Source organism: Gilliamella sp. Lep-s35, assembly GCF_009795845.1.
Classification (GTDB): domain Bacteria; phylum Pseudomonadota; class Gammaproteobacteria; order Enterobacterales; family Orbaceae; genus Gilliamella.
In genome coordinates this window covers 113,693-132,415 of sequence record NZ_WTEX01000003.1, presented here as the reverse complement: position 1 = coordinate 132,415, position 18,723 = coordinate 113,693, and the positions used below count along the sequence as shown (strand labels likewise).

16 protein-coding genes, 1 tRNA gene and 1 other RNA gene are annotated in these 18,723 nt (G+C 35.2%); 2 read left to right on the top strand and 16 right to left on the bottom strand.

Going from position 1 to position 18,723, the window contains the following annotated elements:
- Nucleotides 1-138: 138 nt before the first annotated feature.
- From GQ590_RS02375 to GQ590_RS02315, 13 genes are all read right to left on the bottom strand, one after another.
- On the bottom strand, nucleotides 139-1,905 hold the full coding sequence (locus tag GQ590_RS02375) for a DEAD/DEAH family ATP-dependent RNA helicase (protein ID WP_160406096.1): 1,767 nt from the start codon (nucleotides 1,903-1,905) through the stop codon (nucleotides 139-141).
- A gap of 355 nt (nucleotides 1,906-2,260) precedes the next feature.
- On the bottom strand, nucleotides 2,261-3,121 hold the full coding sequence (gene nlpI, locus GQ590_RS02370; RefSeq protein ID WP_160406097.1) for a lipoprotein NlpI: 861 nt from the start codon (nucleotides 3,119-3,121) through the stop codon (nucleotides 2,261-2,263).
- Between the two features lie 25 nt (nucleotides 3,122-3,146).
- Nucleotides 3,147-5,267 (bottom strand): polyribonucleotide nucleotidyltransferase, encoded by a 2,121-nt coding sequence (pnp, locus tag GQ590_RS02365; protein WP_160406098.1) that lies wholly within the window; start codon nucleotides 5,265-5,267, stop codon nucleotides 3,147-3,149.
- Nucleotides 5,268-5,576: 309 nt separating this feature from the next.
- Complete coding sequence (gene rpsO, locus GQ590_RS02360) at nucleotides 5,577-5,846, bottom strand: 30S ribosomal protein S15 (RefSeq protein ID WP_085164450.1); 270 nt, start codon at nucleotides 5,844-5,846, stop codon at nucleotides 5,577-5,579.
- Nucleotides 5,847-5,994: 148 nt separating this feature from the next.
- Nucleotides 5,995-6,918 (bottom strand): LysR family transcriptional regulator, encoded by a 924-nt coding sequence (locus GQ590_RS02355; protein ID WP_160406099.1) that lies wholly within the window; start codon nucleotides 6,916-6,918, stop codon nucleotides 5,995-5,997.
- 233 nt (nucleotides 6,919-7,151) lie between these two features.
- Nucleotides 7,152-7,913 carry a TSUP family transporter gene (locus tag GQ590_RS02350; RefSeq protein ID WP_065560644.1) on the bottom strand — a complete coding sequence of 254 codons (762 nt, stop codon included), beginning with the start codon at nucleotides 7,911-7,913 and terminating at the stop codon, nucleotides 7,152-7,154.
- The gene (gene aroC / locus GQ590_RS02345) at nucleotides 7,910-8,983 is read right to left on the bottom strand and encodes a chorismate synthase (RefSeq protein WP_160406100.1); all 1,074 of its coding nucleotides are present in this window, start codon (nucleotides 8,981-8,983) and stop codon (nucleotides 7,910-7,912) included. The genes GQ590_RS02350 and aroC overlap by 4 nt, the downstream gene beginning before the upstream one ends.
- Before the next feature lie 30 nt (nucleotides 8,984-9,013).
- Nucleotides 9,014-9,907, bottom strand: a complete 894-nt coding sequence (prmB, locus tag GQ590_RS02340) for a 50S ribosomal protein L3 N(5)-glutamine methyltransferase (RefSeq protein WP_160406101.1) — start codon at nucleotides 9,905-9,907, stop codon at nucleotides 9,014-9,016.
- A 145-nt stretch (nucleotides 9,908-10,052) separates the two neighbouring features.
- Nucleotides 10,053-10,140, bottom strand: a tRNA-Ser gene (locus GQ590_RS02335).
- A gap of 71 nt (nucleotides 10,141-10,211) precedes the next feature.
- Entirely contained in the window at nucleotides 10,212-10,301 is a 90-nt protein-coding gene (locus GQ590_RS12820) for a YnhF family membrane protein (protein ID WP_160406102.1), read from the bottom strand.
- Between the two features lie 25 nt (nucleotides 10,302-10,326).
- On the bottom strand, nucleotides 10,327-12,411 hold the full coding sequence (prc, locus tag GQ590_RS02325; protein WP_160406103.1) for a carboxy terminal-processing peptidase: 2,085 nt from the start codon (nucleotides 12,409-12,411) through the stop codon (nucleotides 10,327-10,329).
- A gap of 9 nt (nucleotides 12,412-12,420) precedes the next feature.
- A complete protein-coding gene (gene proQ / locus GQ590_RS02320; RefSeq protein WP_160406104.1) occupies nucleotides 12,421-12,969 on the bottom strand; it encodes an RNA chaperone ProQ in 549 nt (182 codons plus the stop codon).
- 63 nt (nucleotides 12,970-13,032) lie between these two features.
- On the bottom strand, nucleotides 13,033-13,389 hold the full coding sequence (locus GQ590_RS02315) for a DNA-binding protein (protein WP_160406105.1): 357 nt from the start codon (nucleotides 13,387-13,389) through the stop codon (nucleotides 13,033-13,035).
- A gap of 180 nt (nucleotides 13,390-13,569) precedes the next feature.
- On the opposite strand from GQ590_RS02315, the gene GQ590_RS02310 reads away from it, so the two are divergent.
- Together GQ590_RS02310 and rnpB are read left to right on the top strand one after the other, a co-directional pair.
- Nucleotides 13,570-13,833: a helix-turn-helix transcriptional regulator gene (locus GQ590_RS02310; protein WP_160406106.1), complete on the top strand. Its 264-nt coding sequence runs from the start codon at nucleotides 13,570-13,572 to the stop codon at nucleotides 13,831-13,833.
- A gap of 695 nt (nucleotides 13,834-14,528) precedes the next feature.
- Nucleotides 14,529-14,911: RNase P RNA component class A (gene rnpB, locus GQ590_RS02305), an RNA gene on the top strand.
- Nucleotides 14,912-14,957: 46 nt separating this feature from the next.
- Here rnpB and GQ590_RS02300 read toward each other — a convergent pair.
- From GQ590_RS02300 to rng, 3 genes are all read right to left on the bottom strand, one after another.
- The gene (locus GQ590_RS02300) at nucleotides 14,958-15,620 is read right to left on the bottom strand and encodes a DedA family protein (RefSeq protein WP_160406107.1); all 663 of its coding nucleotides are present in this window, start codon (nucleotides 15,618-15,620) and stop codon (nucleotides 14,958-14,960) included.
- A 27-nt stretch (nucleotides 15,621-15,647) separates the two neighbouring features.
- Nucleotides 15,648-17,105, bottom strand: a complete 1,458-nt coding sequence (gene tldD / locus GQ590_RS02295) for a metalloprotease TldD (RefSeq protein ID WP_160406108.1) — start codon at nucleotides 17,103-17,105, stop codon at nucleotides 15,648-15,650.
- Nucleotides 17,106-17,244: 139 nt separating this feature from the next.
- Nucleotides 17,245-18,720 carry a ribonuclease G gene (rng, locus tag GQ590_RS02290; RefSeq protein WP_160406109.1) on the bottom strand — a complete coding sequence of 492 codons (1,476 nt, stop codon included), beginning with the start codon at nucleotides 18,718-18,720 and terminating at the stop codon, nucleotides 17,245-17,247.
- Nucleotides 18,721-18,723: the final 3 nt, after the last annotated feature.

Genomic DNA, 18,723 nt, shown 5'->3' with positions numbered 1-18,723 from the left:
AATCATAACTTAGGGCAAAGCGCTAACTCTGTTTTGTTATCTAGCTGAATATGATGCAGTATGTGGCTACTAAACTATGTTGTTAGTTGAGATAAAAGGAATTAAAGATACCTCTGCCGAATGGCAGAGGTCAATACATTAGAATTTAGGTGCTGATGGCCGACCACGTTTTTTAGCAAATCCTTTATCAGAAGTATCGGATTTACTGCCTTTACGACCTCGTTTTGCTTCAGATTTACTACCACTAACAAGGCTCATTTTCATTGGTTGGTTAAGCACTCTTACTTTTTCAAAGTGTTTCAATATGTCTTTAGGCATTCCTTTTGGTAATTCAACTGTTGAATAAGTCTCATAAAGCTTAATATTACCAATGTAACGACTACTAATATCAGCTTCATTAGCAATAGCCCCTACAATATGACGAACTTCAATACCGTTTTCTTTGCCAACTTCAATACGATACATATCCATATCACCAACATCGCGTCGCTCTCGACGTTTTGGAGATTCACGGTTATCACCACGTAAACGGCGTTCACTGCCACGATTATCACGATCTCGCATTTCGCGCGATGGTTTAAACACTGGATCTGGTGGCAAAATTAAAGGGCGTTCCCCTTGTGCTAATTTTAATAAAGCGGTTGCAATCGTTTCAAGATCAGCTCCGCTATCAGCTTGTATTTGTTCTAATAACTTTTGGTATTCATCTAAATCACTACTTTCAAGTTGTTTCTGGACTTGCTCAGTAAATTTAGCTAAACGACGCTGTTCAAGTAGCTCTTTTGATGGCAATCCGACTTCTGGAATCGGTTTTTTGATAGTTTGTTCGATATTCTTAAGTAAACGACGTTCACGGCTATCAACAAATAAAATAGCACGACCAGCACGACCAGCACGACCTGTACGCCCTATACGGTGAACATAAGATTCAGAATCTAGCGTGATATCATAATTGATAACTAAGCTAATACGCTCAACATCTAAACCACGAGCAGCAACATCAGTTGCAATTAATATATCTAAACGACCATTACGTAAACGATCTAATGTTTGTTCACGCAATTGTTGCGTCATATCACCATTTAATGCAGCACAACTATAGCCGTGCTTTTCAAGCACTTCTGCCACATCTAAAGTGGCTGATTTTGTTCGAACAAAAATAATAGCCGCATCAAAATCTTCTGCTTCTAAGAAGCGAACAATTGCTTCGTTTTTACGCATACCACGAACAAGCCAATAACTTTGGTCAATATCAGGGGCTGTTTGATTGGTTCCTTTAATTTGAACTTCTTTAGGGTTATGCATAAATCGCTTAGTAATACGACGAATAGGTGCTGGCATCGTTGCCGAAAATAACGCTGTTTGGTGATTTTCAGGAATAGTTGCCATGATGCTTTCAACATCATCAATAAAGCCCATTCTTAACATTTCATCTGCTTCGTCAAGAACTAAACCTTTAAGGTTTGAAAGATCTAATGTTTTACGATTAAGGTGATCTAATAAACGACCTGGTGTACCAACTACAATTTGTGGACCTTGTTTTAACGCACGTAACTGAACGTCATAACGTTGACCACCATATAGAGCAAGTACTTTCACTCCTTTCATATATTTTGAATATTCAGAACACGCATCAGCAACTTGTATTGCCAACTCACGGGTTGGCGCTAATACTAAAAGTTGTGGTGCTTTTAAGTTTGCATCAATATTCATTAAGAAAGGGATTGAAAACGCAGCCGTTTTGCCACTACCTGTTTGTGCCATTCCCAATACATCGTTACCTTCTAATAGTAAAGGAATACACTCAGATTGAATCGGTGATGGTTTGCTAAAACCAAGATCATTTAATGCGTTAAGAATATCCTCGGATAAACCAAGGTCAATAAAAGAAACTTCTGTTGTCATGTAAACTCGCTTATAAATTTTGAATATATAAACTTGTATATTTAGTTAACAAAAATTGATGGTTATTAACTAACACAATTTTGTGTTTCTCATTTTTGTTAAACTAAATAAAAAAGCAGATATAAATTTATGCCAGCTCACTAAATTGAAAATTTACAACTCACCCCAATAACTAACTGCCAATATCAACTCAACAAGTATTCGATATGCATAATAAATAAACTTAGAGCTAATTAATATTTATATTATCGAGGAATAAAGTTAATTACATTATTTAATGTTGAGAATATATTATTTGGCAAATCAGAACTCCGCTATAACAATATTTTCACTTTTAAAACTGGCATGACCCATGTTACTTTTCTTTTTCTTCAAGTAACTTCATTTCATAGAGTGCCTGTTGATGTTCAACATAGTTATAAATATTATTGGCTAAAGCATATTTAAATAACATTTTGGCACGCTCGTTGTCACCTTTACTTTGATAATATTTACCTAAGTAAAAGTAGGCTTCACAAAGGCGTTCAGCTAACTGCCGATTATTCTCGACACCTTGTTGAAGGTTTTGCATTAATTTAGACTCGCTTATTTTTCCTAAATAAAATGCAATAATATTGCCACTATAAATCGTTTTATCATTAATTAGATTATAACGTTTTTGTAGCTCATTTTTGGCGGCTTTATTATCATTTTCCTTTTCAATCAAATAAAGCCATAAAATTCTAATAGGTTCATTCACATCATATTGATAAAACCGTAATGCATCACGCTCTGCAGCTTGATAATGGCCTGTACGATACAACGTAATAGCACGATTTAAATATGCATAAGTATAAGTGGGATCAAGCTCTAATGTAGTATTAAACGACATCAAAGCTGTATCAAAATCACCATCTCTTAATGCATAAGTTCCTAAAAAGTTGTAAATGTCAGGAACTTCCGGATTAAAACCTAACAAATACGAAAAATCACTTTGTGCAAATGCTTTAAAACCTAATGAATCATAAACAATACCACGTTCAAATATGAGCTGCATCCGCGTTACAGTGTCAAGATTTTTTCGTGACAATTGCTGACTGATCTGAGCAATTTTTAATTCATCATCATATGAAACTTGCTCAGGAACAGCCAGTAAATACTGAGAATTAGAACAACCTGACAACAAAGCAACAGCTAGCAAAAAGCAGCATACAGTTCTCAGGTTGAATAATTTCATTTTTATCCCCTAGTGAATAATATTTTTATTCTGCGCTTGGTTCTGTTTCTGATGCAGATGTTGACTCAACAGCATCTTTCATGCTCAAACGGATTCTACCTTGGCGATCAATTTCTAGTACTTTAACATTCACTTCTTGACCTACTTTTAAGTAGTCAGCCACTTTTTCAACTCGATGATCGGCAATTTGGGACACATGAACAAGTCCTTCTTTACCACCAATAACCGACACAAAAGCACCAAAATCAACGATTCTTGTCACTTTACCTGTATAAATTTTACCAATTTCGACATCAGCAACTAAGTTAGTAATACGTGCCATAGCATCTTTGGCTTTATTGCCATCTGAAGCTGCAATCTTAACAGTACCATCATCAGTGATTTCAATAGTTGTTCCTGTTTCTTCGGTTAAAGCCCGAATTGTTGCGCCACCTTTACCGATAATATCGCGAATTTTGTCAGGATTTACATTCATTGTATAAATACGTGGTGCAAATTCTGAAATTTCTTGGCGAGGCTTATTAATTGCTTGTTCCATTACACCTAAAATGTGTAAACGAGCACCTTTAGCTTGATTAAGTGCTACTTGCATAATTTCTTTAGTGATACCTTCAATTTTGATATCCATTTGCAATGCACTAACACCTTCGCGTGTACCTGCTACTTTAAAGTCCATATCACCAAGATGGTCTTCGTCACCAAGAATATCGGATAATACGACAAACTGATCACCTTCTTTTACTAATCCCATTGCAATACCAGCAACAGATGATTTGATTGGTACCCCTGCATCCATAAGCGCAAGTGAAGCACCACAAACAGAAGCCATTGAAGATGAACCATTTGACTCAGTAATTTCAGACACTACTCGAACAGTATATGGAAATTCTTCACGGCTTGGCATTACAGCCGCAACACCTCGTTTAGCTAGGCGACCATGACCAATTTCTCGGCGTTTTGGTGAGCCAACCATGCCTGTTTCGCCAACAGAGTATGGAGGAAAATTGTAATGAAGTAAGAACCGCTCAGTATATTCACCAGTTAACTCATCAATGATTTGTGCGTCACGCTCTGTACCTAATGTTGCAGTAACTAGTGCCTGAGTTTCGCCTCGAGTAAACAATGCGCTACCATGTGTTCTTGGTAAAACATTAGTACGGATATCAAGTGCACGAATCATATCTTTTTCACGACCATCAATCCGTGGTTCACCGGCAATAACACGCTGACGAACAATTTGGCTTTCTAAATCAACAATAATATTAATCACTTCGTTTTCATCAAGCTCTTCATTTTGTTCTTTTAGCTTGGCTAAAACTTCTTCTTTGATTAAATCAATTTGTTCATAACGTGCTTGTTTTTCAGTAATACGATAAGCTTCGCCCAAACGATCTTTAGCTAGTTCAACAATGGCGTTATATAGCACTTCATTTTTAGCCGGTGCTACCCAATCCCATTTTTCACAATTGGCTTTTTCTACAAATTCGTTAATATTATCAATAACAACTTGTTGTTGTTCATGACCAAATACTACCGCTGCTAACATTTGATCTTCAGTGAGTAAATCAGCTTCAGATTCAACCATTAATACTGCACTTTTTGTGCCCGCAACAACTAAATCTAGACGACTGGCTGCAAGCTCTTTTACTGATGGATTTAATACAAATTCATCATTAATAAAGCCAACACGTGCAGCACCAATAGGGCCGTGGAATGGAACACCAGATAAGCAAAGTGCAGCAGAAGCACCAATCATTGCAACTAGGTCAGGGCTCACCTCGGGATTAACCGAAACAACGGTTGCAATAATTTGGATTTCATTAACAAATCCTTCAGGAAATAATGGACGAAGCGGGCGGTCGATTAAACGTGCAATTAGAGTTTCACCTTCACTTGGACGACCTTCACGTTTAAAAAATCCACCAGGAATACGCCCTGCAGCATAGGTACGTTCTTGGTAATTAACTGTCAATGGGAAGAAGTATTGACCTTCTTTTACTTTTTTATTTGCAACAACCGTGACAAATACAGCCGTATCATCCATATTAACCATAACTGCTGCGGTTGCTTGACGAGCCATAATACCAGTTTCTAAAGTCACTGTATGACGACCATATTGAAATTTTTGACATGTCGGATTAAACAAAATAATGTCCTCTTGTTATTTGTTATGTTGAAGTTTGATATTTCGACAGGACGCAACATTACGTTACGCTTATTGATATTCTCTTCAACAATGTGGGGATATATACAACAACAAAAAGATTATTTCACTGTCACGACTAATGACAAATCTATAAATTATAGAGTTCTCATTAGTCGCGCGAAACATGAGATATAATCTTTACTTTGTTGGCTTACATAAAATAATAATTTTTAACGCTCAATATTATATCAGAGCATCGATTTTTCACAACGAAAAAGAGGCCTAAGCCTCTTTTCAAGTAGATAATAATTAGCGACGTAAACCTAGTTTTTTAATCAGTTGGTTATAACGTTCAATATCTTTACGACGTAAATAATCTAATAATTTACGACGACTAGATACCATACGTAATAATCCACGACGACTATGGTGATCTTTTTTATGCTCAGAAAAATGACCTTGTAAATCATTAATTCGTGCAGTTAAAAGAGCAACTTGAACTTCAGTTGAACCTGTATCGTTAGTACCACGACCATATTCAGCAACGATTTTCGCTTTAGTTTCTACAGTTAGAGACATAATAAACCTCTTAAAATTAGCATTAAATATAGAGCGACCGATCTCTAATTCAGACACTCTTGAGTATTCATAGCATACATATATGAACCGGACAATTATACTGAAATTTATAAAAATAGCAATTTGATTTATTTGTTAACAATAGGCTTTATTTGAGTTCAAAACCATACTCTTCTTGAATAAGTTTTTTTAGTGCCTCAATATAATTTTGAGCCGACAAGCTTAGTTGAGCCTTTTGTGATGTGATCCAGCCTATTAGGATTTTTTCTTGTACATCTAACGGTATTGATAGAATATCAGATCCGTTTAAGTCAGCACTTAAAACCCCTGTACTAATGGTATAACCATTAAGCCCGTGCAATAGGTTAAATAAGGTTGCTCTATCACTAACGTGTATACTCTTTTTATGATAAACCGTGCTTAAAATTTCTTCGGAAAAATAAAATGAGTTATATTCGCCCTGTTCAAAAGATAGATAAGGATAATTTTCTAAGTCATCTAAAGTTAATAACTTCATGGATGATAATGGATGATGAGTACTAATAAATACATGAGGATCAGCTTCAAAAAGTGGATTAAAGGTTAATCTATGTTCTTTGAGTAACCGTAAAATCACTTTTTGATTAAAATCATTCAAATACAAAATACCAACTTCACTACGTAAATTAGCAACATCGGTGATAATATCATGTGTTTTTGTTTCCCTAAGCGTAAACTCATACTCATCTGTTTGATTCTTTTTAATTAAATTAACAAAAGCATTAACCGCAAAAGCATAATGTTGAGTAGATATGCTGCATAGCTGCTTAGAGGGTTCTTTCTTGGAGTAGCGCTGTTCCAATAGCTCAGCTTGATCTAAAACTTGTTTGGCATAACCTAAAAACTCAACGCCATCAGGTGAAAGTGAAACCCCTTTAGAACTGCGCACAAAAATCTCAATACCAAATTCAGTTTCTAGATCTTTCACCGCCGTTGATAAGCTTGGCTGAGTAATATATAAATTCTTAGCGGCTTCATTTATTGAGCCCGAACGTGCTATTTCTAAAATATAGCGTAATTGTTGAAGTTTCATAATATTGGGACGTGTTAACACAAACTATCATACATAACACAAATATATACTAAATAATATTTAAGTGAAGTAAATACTTGTTGCTATTTTATACTCAAACATATAGTTACCTGAAAGTTTTTGACAAAAATTTTAATATAAATGAATTATGAAAAGTAAAAATGAGAAGCAGTAGAATTGATAATAAAATTACTTTAGATATTTTAGGTAGAGAAAAATGTGAATTATTTAACTTATAAGCAATTAAAAAAGTTTTCGTAAATTAATTTTATACTCATAAGAGTCGAAACTGTAATTAACATTGGTCGAATTAATTTACGACCTTTGGCAATGACCATTTTAGCACCAAGCCTTGCTCCTATAAATTGACCAACTAGCATAACCAACCCAATTGACCAGATTACTTCTCCCCCTATAATAAAAAACAGCAAGCCGGCCAAATTTGAGGTGAAGTTTAGTACTTTGGTATGTGCAGTCGCTTTTGTTAAATTAAAACCGGCTAACGTGATATAAGCTAACGCATAAAATGAACCTGCACCAGGGCCAAAAAAGCCATCATAAAAACCTATACCAAAGGCAGGAATTAATGCGAATTGAATAAGTGAAAGGCGACTGTTACGGTCGTTTTCTCCAATAGTTGGAGAAAGTAAAAAATAGAGTCCGACACTAATAGTTAAAATAGGTAATAATAATTTTAAAAAATCAGCTTGGATACGCATCACAGATAATGTACCAATTGCTGAACCAACAAAAGCAAAAACGATTGCCCATTTTTGTTGTTTTAAATCCACCATATGCTGCCGGATAAAATATAGGCTAGCAGAAAACGAACCACCGCAACTTTGCAATTTATTGGTTGCCAATGCACTAGCTGGTGGCAGTCCAACAGCAAGTAATGCAGGGACAGTTAATAAACCACCTCCGCCAGCAATAGAATCAATAAAACCAGCCAAAGCAGCAATCAGAAAAAGTAAAATAAGCAGATCATAACTCATAATTTATTTACATCACCACATTGAGCTCGATAACGAAGGTAGTGATCCATCAGCACGATAGCAACCATTGCTTCTGCAATTGGTACAGCTCGAATGCCAACACATGGATCATGTCGACCATGTGTAGATACGTCAACACTTTCACCAGAAATATTAACTGATTGACCTGGAATTTCTATACTAGGCGTGGGTTTAAGAGCTATACTAGCTGATATGGTTTGTCCTGAACTAATACCACCTAAAATCCCACCGGCATGATTAGATAAAAAGCCTTTAGGTGTTATTTCATCACGATTTTCGCTACCACGTTTATTCACAACAGCAAAACCATCGCCAATTTCTACACCTTTCACGGCATTAATACTCATTAGTGCATGCGCAAGATCAGCATCTAGTTTATCAAATACAGGTTCGCCAAGTCCTACTGGAATATTTTCAGCAACAATGCAAACTTTCGCACCTATTGAGTCACCCTCTTTTTTTAATGACCGAAGCAGCTGTTCAAGTGCATCTAATTTACTCTCATCTGCGCAAAAAAATGGATTGTGTTCAACTTGTTGCCAGTCTTTCAATTCACATTTTACATCACCCATCTGAGCCAAATAACCACGAATAGTAATGCCAAACTTTTCTTGTAGATATTTTTTTGCAATAGCGCCGGCAGCAACTCTCATAGCCGTTTCACGAGCAGAGGAGCGACCGCCACCGCGATAATCGCGTATGCCATATTTATTTTGATAAGTGTAATCTGCATGGCTTGGTCTGAAGATATCTTTAATTTTACTATAATCTTGAGAACGTTGATCGGTATTTTCAATAAGTAAGCCAATACTCGTCCCAGTTGTAACACCTTCAAATACGCCTGACAAAATTTTGACTTGATCTGCTTCTCGGCGTTGAGTTGTATAACGAGATGAGCCAGGTCTACGACGATCAAGATCATTTTGCATGTCTGATTCGGTTAACGCAAGTCCAGGAGGAACACCATCGACAACACACCCTAATGCTATACCGTGCGATTCACCAAATGTGGTTACTTTGAATAATTTTCCGATTGAGTTTCCAGCCATAATAAATTTATTCCAATGATTAATAACAGCTTATTTAAAACAGTAATGATATTGAATCAGTTCTTCACGTGTGATAGAAAACACACCCAACCCACCACGTTCAAATTCTATCCAATTAAAAGGGACATCGGGATATTGCTCTTGTAAGCTAACCCAACTATTGCCGACTTCACAAACTAATACACCTGCTGGTGTTAAATAATTTATCGCATCTCGTAAAATTTTTTTTACCAGATCTAAACCATCAAAGCCCGCTTCTAATGCTAATTTAGGTTCATATAAAAACTCGTCTGGCAAATCACTCATATCTTCACTATCAACATAAGGCGGATTAGTGACAATCAGATCGTATTGTTTTTCAGGCACAGCATCAAATAGATCTGACAAAATAGGAGTAACTTGAAAATCCATTTCGTGCATCTCAATATTTGTTTGGGCGATATCTAATGCTTCTAATGAAATATCAGTTATATCAACTTGAGCATCAGCAAACTCATAAGCGCAAGCAATCCCTATACAGCCACTACCAGTACATAGATCTAAAATATTTTTAGGTTCGGTTAATATTATTTGCTCAAAATGGTTATCAATGAGTTCACCAATAGGAGAACGAGGAATTAATACACGCTCATCCACATAAAAAGCATGTCCACAAAACCAAGCTTGGTTAGTTAAATAAGGGGTTGGTACGCGATCTTTTATTCGCTTTTGAATAATGTCAATAATTTGATTTTTTTCATCATTAGTTAGATTTGCGGAATAAAATTCTTCAGGAATAAACAACGATAATCCTAACGTTGCTAAAATTAATTGTTTAGACTCATCAATAGGATTATCTGTACCATGACCTAAAAAGACATCTGATAGACTAAGTTGTGATGCTGTCCAACGTATAAAGTCTTGAACTGTGCGTAAGTTTTCCATAATGGCTCCAAATGATCGCGGAGAGGAAGGTATTACTTGTCATTTTAAGCAGCTAATCTTAATTGGATTTGTTAAAGTAATTCTGATAGCCATTTTAACAATAACATTGAATCAGATGCTCTTTCCTGCTATGACTAAATATTTATGGCGGTGAGGAAGGGATTCGAACCCTTGATACGTTGCCGTATACACACTTTCCAGGCGTGCTCCTTCAACCACTCGGACACCTCACCTAATTATTAGAACCTGCTTTGTTAAGCAGGTTGCATACTATAATAATCACAAGATAATTAATCAAGCTTTTTTAATTCATACAAACAATAATACCAAATATAGCTATAATAGCTAGTATACCAACGGTTGTGATCAATGCATATTTTAAATCTGAACACATATTATTATCTCCAATTATTTTGTTATTAGTTAGCTTTTTCGATTGGTGAGTCGAACGAAATAATTTCACTAATAGATTTATTGCTTTCAATTTTCGGATAATTAGGTGCAAAATCTAGGAGTATCTCAATTGACTCATCTAAGTAAGCATCAGGTTGTTTGTAATCTTTAGGTAAATCATCTAATTTAGTAATTGATGGTAAACCGGCTTTCTTTAAGCGTTCATTCATTCTTGTTAAATCACGTTTGTCATTAGCTTTTTGTTCTAATTCTCGCTTTTTCTTATTAAGTGAAACAATATATTGACGTTCTTTTTTATCATTAAATCGTTTAATATCTTCATCAATATAGATAAACTCAGAATTCTTCGAAATTCTAGCCAAATGTTGTGATTCTAAGTCAGGTAGCAATGGCTTAATGTTGGCAAGAGTTAAATAATCAGCCGAAGGAATTTTATCCCAAGGCAACGCATTATCTAAGAATCGTTCCCCCGTCTCATCAACATATTTCACTTTATTCATTTCAATGTCTGGTTCAACACCTTTTAATTGTGTACTACCGCCATTAATACGATAGAACTTTTGTATTGTGTACTGGGCGCCGCCTAGCTCAGGCCAATTTGGGTGTAATCTTGCATCAACTGGATAAGAAATATTACGAGAAGTTTGGACGGTTCCCTTACCATAAGTTGTTTCACCAACTATTAATGCGCGGCCATAATCTTGCATAGCAGCAGAAAATATTTCTGATGCTGAAGCACTGTAGCGATTAATCATTACAACAAGTGGTCCAGTATATTCAATACCTTTATTTCGGTCATTATAAGTAATAACCTTTTGTAAATTATCACGAACCTGAACAACAGGTCCATTATCAATAAACAAACCGGTTAAAGTAATAACTTCAGCTAATGAGCCTCCACCATTATCGCGTAAATCAATAATCAAACCTTGCAAATTTTCTTTGTTTGCTGTTAATAAAAGACTTTCAACTTTTCCGGTTAGTCCCATATAGAAACTAGGTATTTCAATAACGCCTACTCTACCACGCTGATTATCAACGATCTTTAATTTCGCTTCACGATCTTCAAAACGAATTTTATCACGAGTAAGTTCAATTACTTTCGTCTTACTATTATTGCCCGCAGGTAAAATTTCTAATTTCACAACAGTGCCTTTGGGACCGCGTATTTTATCGACAATATCATCTAAACGCCAACCAATAACATCTTCAATTGCAGAATCTTTTTGACCTACACCAATAATTTTATCCCCGATGCTAAGTAGCTTACTTTTTTCCGCTGGTCCACCCGTTACAAAAGACATAATTGTAGTATAATCATCTTGTTGGCTTAATGTTGCACCAATCCCTTCAAATGATAAACTCATTTCAGAATCAAAATCTCTTTTTTTACGTGGTGCTAAATAGCTAGTATGGGGATCGATTTCTCTTGCAAATGCGTTCATAAATACTTGGAAAGCATCTTCATTGTTTGACTGCATTATCGTTTTTAGAACACGATTGTAACGTTTAGTTAATACTTCACGGATCTGTTTTTCATTTTTTCCTGATAAGGATAAACTTAGCTCGTCATATTTAACCCGTTTATCCCAATAGGCATTGAGTTCTGTTTCAGAAGTCGGCCATGCAATTTCTTCACGATTGAAATCAACTTCATCATTATCAGAAAAATCCATCGGTCGTTGTAAAACTTCAAGAGCATATTGATAACGATTATAACGTTTTAATAAAAAACGATTATAAATGTCATAAGCCGTGTTTAAATTACCATTAACTAATTCCTGACCTAATGACTCTTGTCTGTCTCGAAAGCTATTAATATCACTTTGAATAAATATCGATTTATTCCCATCTAATAATTTGAAATAACGATCAAAAATTTGAGCGGAAAAAGCACCATCTAAAGCAAAATTACGATAATGTGATTGAGTAAAAAAATTAGTTACACGTTTAGCAACAACTTGGTGAATTTCATCTTGCTTCAAAACGGGGATTTGTTCTTTACCATGATCATGCGATTTTGCCTGAACGTTTTGACTAATAATACTCAAAATAAAGCTAAGTGTAATACCTTTCAGTAATTTATTCATTCAAACTCTCTACTTATTGATAATATGCTCAGGTTTAACCGTTAATTCCATACCGACACCAACCTTTACCTTAATATGTTCTTTTTCAATATTAATAATTTGTACTTTTATAGGTTTATTACCTACAATAACTTTAACAAAATCACCAACTTTTAAAGTGTTAGATTTTTTAAAAGGAGAATGAGTAGTTTTACGTTTTCCTTTTGCACGTTCTTTAAAACGCATTTTGGCCTTTTCTTTGCTCTCTTTTAATTGTTGTTGGGCATACTCCATCTGCTCTTGGTTGATGACTTCATGAGGATTACCATCTAAATCAACACGATTAATGCCTTCTTTTATACTATATAAATAGCGCCAACTCATTGTGTATGCGCGTAGCGCAGCACGAAGTTTGGTTTTACTAAGTATTTCACCATTATCTAAGCAAGAAAGAATATCTTGAAAAATTCCAATTTTTAATGGTTTAGCTTCACCTTCAAGGGTAAAGCAATTCGGGAATTGTTGAGCTAAATAAGCAATAATCTCTTTACTATTTGTTAATTGAAACTGACTTTCCATTGTTTATTCCATAGTAACTAAATATCAGGGGCGTTAAAGTATATCGCAGCTTGTACAATAACACTAATCATCTTTTTTCTGTTTGTTAATAAAAGTAATAAAATCTTTAATACCATTTCGCATCAACCATGAAGAGACGATAGATTGTTCGTCAGCAGATAGCTGTTTAAATGCGGTGATCCAAAGTTGTAAAGGTTCGATCGGCGAAATAATATAGTTAGCACTTTCTTCTTCACTATATAGTGCTTTTTTGACGTTAAGTGGTAAGCTACCAATATGATATTCTAAGGCTTTACCTCGAACACCTGTTCTTTTTCGAGCTGTCCAATTTTCAGTTCTTGCTTTACGATTAACACCTTGTATCGTTGACGGCATCCCTGCAACACTTGATAGCTCTTTTGATGAGAACCACTCTTTCATTTTTTACTATCCCATTTTAACACAATTAAGAAAAAATTATAGAAATTAAAGAAATTTTGATACAATAAATAAGAAACATTTTATTATTGATAATTTAAGTTCAACTCAAAACTTACTTGTTTTAGTAACTTTAGAGCATAACATAGATATATAAGGTTATAAACTAGGAGGAAATAAAAAATGAAAATAAAGTTTAATGATTGGCATCCTGCAGACATTATAGCTGCCCTGAAAAAGAAGGGTACAACACTTGCCAATCTATCTCGCCAATCGGGTTTAAGTTCATCAACACTTAGTAATGCATTAGTTCGCCCCTGGACGAAAGGAGAGATTATTATAGCCAAAGCACTAAATTTAGAACCTCACCAAATTTGGCCTAGTCGTTATATCGATTCGAAAACAAAGCAACCAATAAAGCGTGTTCTACGGCAGAGCAAAGAATAAATTTTAAAATAGCCTGTAGATAAAAAATGAATCCTAACAACATTAAAGAAAATATGGAAACATATAGAAACATAAATTGTGTTTCCATGTTTCTATCTTAGTTATGATCTAATTGAATATTAATTAATTTTTCTAAAAATATAAAATTTTTGCTCATTTTAAACGTTGACCAATATATGCTGAAGCTGTAAATTATAAATTAAAAATCAAACACTTAAATAAAAGTGTAATGAAAAATATAATAAAATACTTTATCTCATTATTTTCAATCATAATATTATCAAGTTGTTCACAAAAAAACTTTGTAGAATATGGAATGCCTTTAAGTAAAGAAAAAGTAAGTAATATCGTCAAAAGTTCGACAACTGAATCCCCAATTTTATCTATATTCGGTGAACCAACAAACTAAACAATTCTTAATAGTAGTGAAACTCAATACGACATCATTGAAGGAAAGCCTGATATTATTATGCCTAAAAGAGTAGGAACTTGGTTCAATTATGATGAAAACCAAAGACAAAAAAAATGGTAATAAATTCTGTTTTTATAGCTCATCACTAATAAGATGTGCTATAAATTTGATGTTTCAATTCTATTCAGTTACATTACCTTACAAAGGTTTAAACTTCACTCACCTATCTTCTATAGATAAGACAGTTCTGGACAAAATTGCACATTAGGTTATACTCATCATCGAAATTAACCAGACAATCGCTGCTTTGTTGTTTTTATAAATAAAGAAACAAAGGGGAGGAAAGTCCGGGCTCCATAGGGCAGAGTGCCAGGTAACGCCTGGGGAGTTTTGGCGAGAGCTAAAATTCACGACTAGTGCAACAGAAAGCAAACCGCCGATGGCTTATTTTATAAGATCAGGTAAGGGTGAAAGGGTGTGGTAAGAGCACACCGCGCAACTGGTAACAGTTGTGGCACGGTAAACTCCACTCGGAGCAAGGTCAAATAGGGATTCATTGGCGTGGCCCGCGTTGAATCCGGGTAGACTGCTTGAGCTAATGCGTGAGTATTAGCCTAGAGGAATGATTGTCCACGACAGAACCCGGCTTATCGGTTAATTTCACTTTCTACTTCTTGTTATTGTTATTGTTATTGTTTAATCCAATTTTAGATTACTTTTTATTACTTAAAGAGCGCTTAACTGCAAGAAAAATTGAAAAAACCAATCCCAAAACTAATAATAAAACAGGTATTAGCATTAACAGAGACATAATTTGCTTTTCATATTCTTTGAAAATTGGTGATAATCCAAATAAATAACCTAATGTTACAATCAAGAAAATCCATAATGTAGCACTGATTATATTATAAATATGGAATTTTCGACTATGTAGTCCTGATAATCCAGCCATCATTGGTAATAATGTACGAACAAAAGCAATAAATCGCCCAATAAATAGCGCTTGTAATCCATACTTATGGAATAATACTTCCGATTTATGATGATACTTTTCAGGTATATGCGCCATCCAACCTTGGACAAGCTTAGTATTACCAAGCCAAAGTCCTTGGGCATAACCTAACCAAGTACCTAAAGCAGCGCCAAAAATTAAAATAAAATTAATTAAACCAAAATGAAATACATTTTGGCTAATTAACACACCAGTTAAGAATAATAGACTATCTCCAGGTAAAAAAGCCGCTGGTAAAACGCCATTTTCTAAAAGAATAATGACAAACAACATCCCATATAGTGTCCATAGCACATTAGGATTTGACAGCGTTGCAATATCCATGTTAACAAACGCATGATAAAGTGTAATTATTGTTTCCATCTATTTTTAAATCCCATTAAAGTATTATTAGTGGTTAATGGTACCACCAACGGTTAAATTATCTACTTTTAAAGTGGGTTGTCCAACCCCGACAGATACACTCTGTCCTGCTTTGCCACAAACACCTATACCGGGATCTAATGCTAGATCATTACCTACCATAGATATTTGCTGCATCGTTTCAATACCTGAACCAATTAACGTTGCACCTTTAACCGGTGTTGTTATTTTACCCTTTTCAATCAAGTAAGCTTCTGAAGTTGAAAAAACAAACTTACCAGAGGTGATATCTACTTGTCCACCTGAAAAATTAGGAGCATAAAGGCCATAATCAACGCTACTAATAATATCATCAAAAGAGGATTTTCCTGCTAACATATAAGTATTAGTCATTCTTGGCATAGGTAAGTAAGCATATCCTTCACGACGACCATTACCGGTCGAATACGTATTCATCAATTTTGCGTTGAGTTTATCAAACATATAACCTTTTAAAATACCATTTTCAATAAGCACTGTTTTTTGGCTTGGAGTTCCTTCATCATCAATAGATAGTGAGCCACGGCGATTCTCAATTGTACCATCATCAACAATAGTACAAACTTCTGAAGTGACTTGTTCACCAATTTTTCCAGAAAAAACTGAACTATTTTTACGGTTAAAATCACCTTCTAAACCATGGCCTACTGCCTCATGTAACAATACACCAGGCCAACCTGCACCTAAAACAACAGGCATTGTTCCTGCCGGTGCGGCTTTAGCCGAAAGGGAAATAAGTGCTTGGCGAACGGCTTCTCGGACATAGCTGTCAGCATAACTTTCTGATGTTTTTGGGTTGGTGGTTAAGAAATATTCATAGCCAAATCGCCCACCGCCACCACTACTGCCACGTTCGCGTTTACCATCTTTTTCAACTAAAACTGAAATGGATAGACGTACTAAAGGACGAATATCAGCGCATAATGTACCATCTGTTGCTACGATTAAAATATCTTCATAACTTCCGGTTAAACTGGCTGAAACTTCAACTATTCTAGGATCTATCGATCGAGCTAATTGATCAACTTGTCGCAATAAAGCAATTTTTTGTTCTTGAGAAAACAAATTGATTGGATTTATTGATGGGTATATGGGTACTGTTTGGACTGATTTAAATGGAGTTACTTCAATGGGCATTTGTGTTTTTGTTATTGAGTTTGCTGCTAATATACTTTGTTCTAACCGCGCTAATGAAAGTTGATCAGTATAAGCAAATCCGGTTTTTTCACCAACAACTGCTCTAACGCCAACACCTTGGTCACGGTGAAATGAGGCATTTTTTATAATACCATCTTCAAGTAACCAGTTTTCATAATAGCCAGACAAAAAATACAAATCACCAAAATCAATTTTCCTTGAGCTGAGCATATCAAGTAAATGCAAAAGATCTTGTTGGCTTAGATTGTTGGGATTGAGTAGTCGTTCACTCACTTGAGTTAGTATCATAAATTCCTTAAATTCTAATTGTGGATGAAAGCTTTTTTGATAATCGATTATAAAGATTCAATCGTAACAACTAGTTAACTTTCATCATTTTTATACTCAAAAGTATAGTTTCCTGAAACTTTTTTACAAGATATTGTTTTTACATTAATACAACATCGTATTGTTCTTGAATATAAAGTGGTTCAACTTTTACTTCAACACGTTTACCTACAAACAACTCAACTTCAGCTAAAGCATGAGATTCATCATGAGTTAAAGCATTAGCCACAGAGGCTGATGCATAAACCAAAAAGTATTCTGAGTGATGTGCTTTATAGATACGAACTATCTCACGTAAAATTTCATTACAAACAGTTTCGACTGATTTGACCATACCACGCCCTTTACATGCTGGACATTCTTCGCACAAAATATGCCCTATGCTTTCGCGTGTTCGTTTACGTGTCATTTCGACCAAACCTAAAGGTGAGAATAAATTAACGGTAGTTCTTGCTCTATCTTTAGATAAAGAATCTTGGAGCGATTTTAATACCCTTTCACGGTGCAGGTTTTCTTGCATATCAATAAAGTCAATAATAATAATGCCACCTAAATTACGTAATCGTAACTGACGTGCAATCGCTATTGTTGCCTCAATATTAGTATTAAAAATCGTTTCTTCTAAATTGCGATGACCAACAAATGCACCAGTATTGATATCAATTGTTGTCATTGCCTCGGTTTGATCAATAATTAAATATCCACCTGACTTCAATTTAACTTTACGATCTAATGCTCTTTGAATCTCATTTTCGGTATCATAAAGATCGAAAATCGGTATACTACCGCGATAATGTGATAATTTACTGGTCACTTCTGGCATAAACTCTTGCGTAAACTCAACCAATAGATCATAGGTTAATTTTGAATCAACCAAAATTCGCTCAATCGGCTCACCAACAAAATCACGTAACACTCGTTGTGATAATGCCAACTCCCCATAAACTAGATTTTTACTTACTGGACGAGCCATACGCTGTTGAATTTTAGCCCAAAGTCGTTGTAAAAAATTAGCATCTTGCTCTAACTCATGTGCATTTGCACCTTCTGCGGCCGTTCTAACGATAAATCCGCCTTCTTCAGTCACATATTGCTCGACAATTTTTTTAAGCCTTTCACGTTCTTGTTCACTTTCTATGCGTTGTGAAGTTGCTACATGTGCAGAATTAGGTCCTGTCATTAAGACTAAATAACGTGATGGTAAAGTAATATCGGTTGTAAGCCTTGCGCCTTTAGTTCCCAGTGGATCTTTAACTACTTGTACCATTATATCCTGTCCTTGACGAACAAGTTCAGAAATATCTTTTACTTGAAATTGCTCTTGTTCAGTATCAGACACACACTCAGTATGAGGCATAATATCTGACGCATGCAAAAAAGCCGCTTTTTCAAGACCGATATCAACAAAAGCAGCCTGCATACCGGGCAAAATACGGATCACTTTACCTTTATAGATATTTCCAACAATACCACGTCTAGATTCACGATCAACATGGATTTCTTGCAATACACCATCTTCAATATAAGCAACCCGTGTTTCAGATGGCGTCACATTCATTAATAATTCAACAGACATAAG

Excerpts from the sequence above, each read along its gene's own strand:
- GQ590_RS02375 (WP_160406096.1), bottom strand. The coding sequence starts at position 1,905 with ATGACAACAGAAGTTTCTTTTATTGACCTTGGTTTATCCGAGGATATT.
- nlpI (WP_160406097.1), bottom strand. The coding sequence starts at position 3,121 with ATGAAATTATTCAACCTGAGAACTGTATGCTGCTTTTTGCTAGCTGTT.
- rpsO (WP_085164450.1), bottom strand. The coding sequence starts at position 5,846 with ATGTCTCTAACTGTAGAAACTAAAGCGAAAATCGTTGCTGAATATGGT.
- GQ590_RS02355 (WP_160406099.1), bottom strand. The coding sequence starts at position 6,918 with ATGAAACTTCAACAATTACGCTATATTTTAGAAATAGCACGTTCGGGC.
- GQ590_RS02350 (WP_065560644.1), bottom strand. The coding sequence starts at position 7,913 with ATGAGTTATGATCTGCTTATTTTACTTTTTCTGATTGCTGCTTTGGCT.
- aroC (WP_160406100.1), bottom strand. The coding sequence starts at position 8,983 with ATGGCTGGAAACTCAATCGGAAAATTATTCAAAGTAACCACATTTGGT.
- prmB (WP_160406101.1), bottom strand. The coding sequence starts at position 9,907 with ATGGAAAACTTACGCACAGTTCAAGACTTTATACGTTGGACAGCATCA.
- GQ590_RS12820 (WP_160406102.1), bottom strand. The coding sequence starts at position 10,301 with ATGTGTTCAGATTTAAAATATGCATTGATCACAACCGTTGGTATACTA.
- prc (WP_160406103.1), bottom strand. The coding sequence starts at position 12,411 with ATGAATAAATTACTGAAAGGTATTACACTTAGCTTTATTTTGAGTATT.
- proQ (WP_160406104.1), bottom strand. The coding sequence starts at position 12,969 with ATGGAAAGTCAGTTTCAATTAACAAATAGTAAAGAGATTATTGCTTAT.
- GQ590_RS02315 (WP_160406105.1), bottom strand. The coding sequence starts at position 13,389 with ATGAAAGAGTGGTTCTCATCAAAAGAGCTATCAAGTGTTGCAGGGATG.
- GQ590_RS02310 (WP_160406106.1), top strand. The coding sequence starts at position 13,570 with ATGAAAATAAAGTTTAATGATTGGCATCCTGCAGACATTATAGCTGCC.
- GQ590_RS02300 (WP_160406107.1), bottom strand. The coding sequence starts at position 15,620 with ATGGAAACAATAATTACACTTTATCATGCGTTTGTTAACATGGATATT.
- tldD (WP_160406108.1), bottom strand. The coding sequence starts at position 17,105 with ATGATACTAACTCAAGTGAGTGAACGACTACTCAATCCCAACAATCTA.
- rng (WP_160406109.1), bottom strand. The coding sequence starts at position 18,720 with ATGTCTGTTGAATTATTAATGAATGTGACGCCATCTGAAACACGGGTT.